Origin of the sequence: Cedecea sp. NFIX57, from assembly GCF_900177785.1 — a bacterium.
Taxonomy (GTDB): Bacteria; Pseudomonadota; Gammaproteobacteria; order Enterobacterales; family Enterobacteriaceae; genus Cedecea; species Cedecea neteri_C.
In genome coordinates this window covers 1-4,110 of record NZ_FXAS01000079.1, presented here as the reverse complement: position 1 = coordinate 4,110, position 4,110 = coordinate 1, and the positions used below count along the sequence as shown (strand labels likewise).

General features: G+C 58.6%; 8 protein-coding genes and 2 pseudogenes. 1 reads left to right on the top strand and 9 read right to left on the bottom strand.

Annotation, left to right across the window (positions count from 1 at the left end; genetic code table 11):
- Nucleotides 1-579 (bottom strand): annotated as a pseudogene (locus B9Y90_RS25495) (phage terminase large subunit); the annotation flags it as partial.
- Between the two features lie 103 nt (nucleotides 580-682).
- On the opposite strand from B9Y90_RS25495, the gene B9Y90_RS25490 reads away from it, so the two are divergent.
- A complete protein-coding gene (locus B9Y90_RS25490) occupies nucleotides 683-940 on the top strand; it encodes a hypothetical protein (RefSeq protein WP_085543079.1) in 258 nt (85 codons plus the stop codon).
- Here the strand turns inward: B9Y90_RS25490 and B9Y90_RS25485 are convergent.
- From B9Y90_RS25485 to B9Y90_RS27040, 8 genes and pseudogenes are all read right to left on the bottom strand, one after another.
- Nucleotides 909-1,394, bottom strand: coding sequence for a hypothetical protein (locus B9Y90_RS25485; protein WP_085543078.1), 486 nt, complete (start codon nucleotides 1,392-1,394; stop codon nucleotides 909-911). The genes B9Y90_RS25490 and B9Y90_RS25485 overlap by 32 nt on opposite strands.
- On the bottom strand, nucleotides 1,387-1,905 hold the full coding sequence (locus B9Y90_RS25480; protein ID WP_085543077.1) for a DUF1804 family protein: 519 nt from the start codon (nucleotides 1,903-1,905) through the stop codon (nucleotides 1,387-1,389). Before B9Y90_RS25480 ends, B9Y90_RS25485 begins: the two co-directional genes overlap by 8 nt.
- A complete protein-coding gene (locus B9Y90_RS25475) occupies nucleotides 1,905-2,174 on the bottom strand; it encodes a hypothetical protein (protein ID WP_085543076.1) in 270 nt (89 codons plus the stop codon). The genes B9Y90_RS25480 and B9Y90_RS25475 overlap by 1 nt, the downstream gene beginning before the upstream one ends.
- 193 nt (nucleotides 2,175-2,367) lie before the next feature.
- Nucleotides 2,368-2,850, bottom strand: a complete 483-nt coding sequence (locus tag B9Y90_RS25470) for a hypothetical protein (RefSeq protein ID WP_085543075.1) — start codon at nucleotides 2,848-2,850, stop codon at nucleotides 2,368-2,370.
- Nucleotides 2,834-3,088 (bottom strand): hypothetical protein, encoded by a 255-nt coding sequence (locus B9Y90_RS25465; RefSeq protein ID WP_254902771.1) that lies wholly within the window; start codon nucleotides 3,086-3,088, stop codon nucleotides 2,834-2,836. The genes B9Y90_RS25470 and B9Y90_RS25465 overlap by 17 nt, the downstream gene beginning before the upstream one ends.
- A 20-nt stretch (nucleotides 3,089-3,108) precedes the next feature.
- Complete coding sequence (locus tag B9Y90_RS25460) at nucleotides 3,109-3,351, bottom strand: hypothetical protein (RefSeq protein WP_085543073.1); 243 nt, start codon at nucleotides 3,349-3,351, stop codon at nucleotides 3,109-3,111.
- Nucleotides 3,348-3,737, bottom strand: coding sequence for a M15 family metallopeptidase (locus B9Y90_RS25455; RefSeq protein WP_085543072.1), 390 nt, complete (start codon nucleotides 3,735-3,737; stop codon nucleotides 3,348-3,350). Before B9Y90_RS25455 ends, B9Y90_RS25460 begins: the two co-directional genes overlap by 4 nt.
- Before the next feature lie 85 nt (nucleotides 3,738-3,822).
- Nucleotides 3,823-4,110 (bottom strand): annotated as a pseudogene (locus tag B9Y90_RS27040) (hypothetical protein); the annotation flags it as partial.

Genomic DNA, 4,110 nt, shown 5'->3' with positions numbered 1-4,110 from the left:
CCCGTGCTTGCGGCCACGCAGGCTTTTACCCTGACCGGCGGCCTCAATCTTGATGCCGGTGGCGGTGAGGATACAGCCGATACGCCAGACGCGGCCCTGCCCACAGGCTTGTGGAAAATCCAGCGACAGGCCCGCGTTAAACTCCAGTTCAGCCTTGATGACTTCCAGTGATTCCGCTGCCTGCTCGGTGGTATCAAACGCAATGATGATAAACTTCTTCAGCTCGCGGACCACACACCAGAGGTCGAAGAGCTGCTGGCCCAGCGTGGTTTTGGCCTCGCCGCGCGGGGCGGCAATGACTTCGTTCTCGCAGTCCTGGCTCGCCACCACCTGCGGCAGGCGTTCATACAGGTACTCGTGCAGCTCGCTGGTTGCCGCGTGTTTGACGTGGTGGGGAAAGTAGGTGTTGACGAAGAAACGAAACCCGGTCACCGGGTCAAAAACCTGTGCCCGGCGCGACTGCACCGCTTCCGGGCTGGCGTCGAGACCCGCACTCTCGCTTTCGATGCGATCGCGCAGCTCCATCTGAATGAGGGCAAATTTCTCGCGAAAAGCCTTGAGTGAAGATTTGGATGCCACAGGCAGAAACCTCTTAAAAATCCGGGTTCCCTGTGCCAGAAAATCCCCCTCTGCAACAAACTACTGTTGCGAACCATCATCTGAAAGCAGAGGAGCAGTTTCTATGTCCGGTACAGAAAAACTCACGGTTGAACAAAAAATCGAGATCGCCAAAATTGCTACAAATATCTATCTGGCGACAAACCCAGCAGGCGTGCCTACAGTAGCTGCGAGCCATATTTTCCGGCGAAAAGAGGGGCAATCAGAAGAAAACTTTATAGCTGAAACCCTTCGCATCAGGAGCAATGCCGCATCGACCGCTTACCGGGATATTTTTCAAATGATTTCGGCTAATGTTGCCGGGGATTCTGGCACTCACTGATAAAATCTGCGGCTCCGGAGGGGCCGTAAATCACCTGTAACGCCACCCATAAATCTTCCATAAAACCGGGGCTACCAAGGCAGTCACCAAATTCGTACCTCAGAACATCAGCAATTCTGTTCACACTCGCCTGCCGGGTCATACCTTTAATGCTGACACGCGCGTCTTCGGCGTGCGCTTCTGCCATCAAAGCGTTAGTAGAAGCATTCCCACTGAAAGACGATGTTGTCGTGCAGATCTCGTCACTCACCAGTGACTTCACATCAGCCTGGTGAACGGCGGCGGCAATACGGTTGCGCATTTCACGGGCATCCTGGTGGCTTCGCGCTTCATTCAGTTTTGAATGACCATCATCGAGATGAACGATCATCGTGGCCCCCTGAACTTCAAGTGCCTCAATTTTGTGTGCGCGGACAGAAAAATCTTCATCAATATCAATCATCGGGTTAGCCATATTTCTTCTCCACAATCTGTTGAAAGGCGGGCAGCACATCCATGAAGCCCGCCATCAGGGCCGGGTGCTTCTCACTGAGAAACGCCGCGAAATCTTCCATCACGCCCGCCGCCACCATAAGACGGTCGGTCTCGGGCAGAATGCGCCGACTGGCGGCCATCATCTTGTTAAAACCGTCCTGCAGCTTCACCAGCAGATTCGCGTAATCCTCCGGCGGCATCTTCAGCCCCTCCGGACTTTCACGGACGGTGCGCAACCGCTCAATGGCATACTGGTTATGCTCCAGATACTCCACCACCAGGGCGCGGGGAATATCTTCCGCCACGCCGGAGGTCAGGCGGCGAACGGCCCGTAATTTGTCCCAGTCGTCGCCGTTCTCCCGCGCATCGCGCCGCCAGCGGACCACCGTCGCCACGCTGACACCGTGCATCGGCCCCAGCACCTCAGGGGCGATGCCCTGGCCGATATAATCCCGACGCACGGCGTCCCGCAGGACCTTAGGGTGCGCCATCAGTGGCCCCCGGTCCCGTCAATCAGACGGTCCATGCGCTCGTTGATGCGTTCCATCGACAGCTTGATATCCGTAAAAATCTGCAGAACCTGCGCGTGGTCGCGGGCAGCATCGGTCTTGAGCTGGAACAGCAGGTGCATTTCCGCCTGGCCATCGCGCAGCTTTTCAATGGTGGTCGTCAGGTTGCGGACCCAGATACTGAGCCCGAAGGACACCACGCTGAACAGCAGCGTGATGGCCCCCTGAATGACGGTGTTAGAGATTTCCATGTCTGGTCCTTATGGCCTTTCCGGCCAGAAAAATACATTCAGCGCCCGCAGCTTTGCGGCGTTCGTCTGGCACCATGCGCCGTAGTCTGAGGCATGGCGCAGTAACACGTCCGGCGGCAGACTCTTTCTCCCTCCGGCATATGCTGAAGGGGCCGGGGGCATCGGGGCGACGGTCACCATGTCGCGTGGGGGCTTAATGGCCTCCTGTATCACCGGGGCCGGGGTCACCACCACCGGTGTATCCGAGGGCCTGCTCGTAGAGCTGCAGGCTGTGAGGACCCAGCCCGTTAAAATCGCACTGAGAACCCTGCCGGGATGCCTGATTGTCATCGCTGACCGCCTTCTGAATGTTGAGGCTCAGCAACTGCTGCGCCTGCTGTAGCTGTTGCTCCTGCTCCGCGAGCCGGGCTGCCAGCGCATCGGCCCGGGCCTGCTGCTGATGCTCGCGCTCCCGGACATCCAGCAGCGCCTGCTGGCCTTTCTCAGCCAGCTTCTGGCGCTCATCCGCACGGGCTTTCCTCTCGTTCGCAAGAGCGGTATCACCCGCCTCTTTGGCCTTGTTGAATCCAGAGGCATAGCCCTGATGGTGACGCCACCAGGCCCCGCCGCCCAGCAGGGCGCACAGCAATACGCCAGGCAGCAGATGGGTTAACAGCCATTTAGCGGGCATTTTCATTGCCTCCATCCGGTGGCGGAGTCTGGCTTTTGAGCCGCTGATGGCCCTGCACTCCGGCGTGAGTGACCCAGGCCCCGAGATACAACCCCAGCACTGTATCCGGCTGGCGGTTCAGCACCACACAGGCCAGCACAGCCAGCGAACTGACAGCCAGCGCCGTCACGGTGGCCACTTCGGTGCTGGACAGACGTCCATGGGTATTGCTGAACAGCTCAGTCAGGCGATCAAACCATGCCATTTCAAAAGTCTCCTGAGTTTTCATGCTGACCGGCGACCAATAACCCAGCGGAGAAACCAGCAAATCACTACCGCTGACACAACGGATTTCCAGCCAACGGGAATCATCACGTTCCAGCCTGCATATGCCGCCCAGCAGTTCCACAGGGTGAACAACAGGGTCCAGAACAAAAACGGCGCAAGGATCACCAGGAGAACAAACCCGAGTGCGGCCGTCACCTTCAGCCCCCGCAATAAGGGCTGGCTACCGGGCTGTAAATTCATGCCGGATACTCCGCAAACGGGAGCTGGAAGTGTGCCCCGTCCTTCAGGGTGTGCCAGTCGCCACCCCATTCAACCGGGATGCCCAACTGGCCGGAAGCCTGCTTAACCGCCTGCGCGATGGCGGCATACAGAGACCACGTCCAGGACACCTGGCCGCTGGCGTAAGCCACCACGTCCACGGCATGCCCGGTCAGATGGCGGCTGTGCATCGTCTCGCTGTGACCTTCAGCCACCATCTTTTTTTCACGGGCAACGGAGCGCAGCCCTTCGGTGACAGCGAAGTCAACGGGGGAAAGCACCAGCGCCAGACGGATCACTTTCACCAGGTCAGGGTGGACACCCTGAAGCCGGGTCTCGCTGTGTTCGCCAAAGTGGAAAGATTCCATAAAAAATAACCCTCACAGATGTTGTGAGGGTTATTGTGAACGTGCCCCCGGAGCGGAACATGTTGCGGGGGCGAAGCGGTTTGCTTCAGAAGAGGGAGGGCTGCGACGCCGGAGGGGATGACGGCGTTCTTCGCCGGGAGAGCAGTTCCCAGGCTCGGGTATTGGCAATCCCGTATTTCGGCCCCAGCAGGGTTAAGGCCATCCGCAGGGACTCGCCCTGATGCACCAGCGTATCCACTTCAGCCAGAAAGCACTGGTTGCGGTACTCGCGCAGGGCAGCGGCGCAGCGAGGGATATTGAGCGAGTTATCGCCCCCGAAGTGGCGGACCAGCTTCAGGGTGTTTTCCTCCCCGATGGTCTCCCGCAGCATATC